The 396-nt window shown below is 29.0% G+C and carries 1 protein-coding gene; it reads left to right on the forward strand.

What is annotated here, in order from left to right; genetic code table 11:
- A partial coding sequence (locus CQA53_RS13035; protein ID WP_181882491.1) for a hypothetical protein occupies positions 1-295 on the forward strand: 295 nt, incomplete at its 5' end.
- Between the last annotated feature and the right edge of the window lie 101 nt (positions 296-396).

Raw genomic sequence — 396 nt, forward strand, 5'->3', positions numbered from 1 at the left:
TGAATGCTACATTGCCTTATATGTGCCTTTTGATTATCGTTATTTTGAGGAGAGTAATGCTATATATTATCCTATACAACACGAATACGCAGAATACAACTATTATTTCGCACTTTTTATGCCTACATATCTCATAGGCACTCCCATCGCATTTTATTTAACAAGATTCATTAATAAAATTCATAAAATAAATAAAACTTCACAAACTCTACATAGAGGTAAAACAATCATATTTGGTATATTCGCACCAAGTGGGTTATTCTTGACAGCTTTTGTGACGGAGAAAATCGCGTAGTAATGAAAGGATAGAGTTATGAAAGACTTTTCTTTTAAACTATATAGTAAAGATATTATTGCTAAGATTAATTTTGATAAATTTGAGTATTCTATACTTTA

This window comes from Helicobacter didelphidarum, from assembly GCF_003364195.1.
Lineage (GTDB): Bacteria > Campylobacterota > Campylobacteria > Campylobacterales > Helicobacteraceae > Helicobacter_A > Helicobacter_A didelphidarum.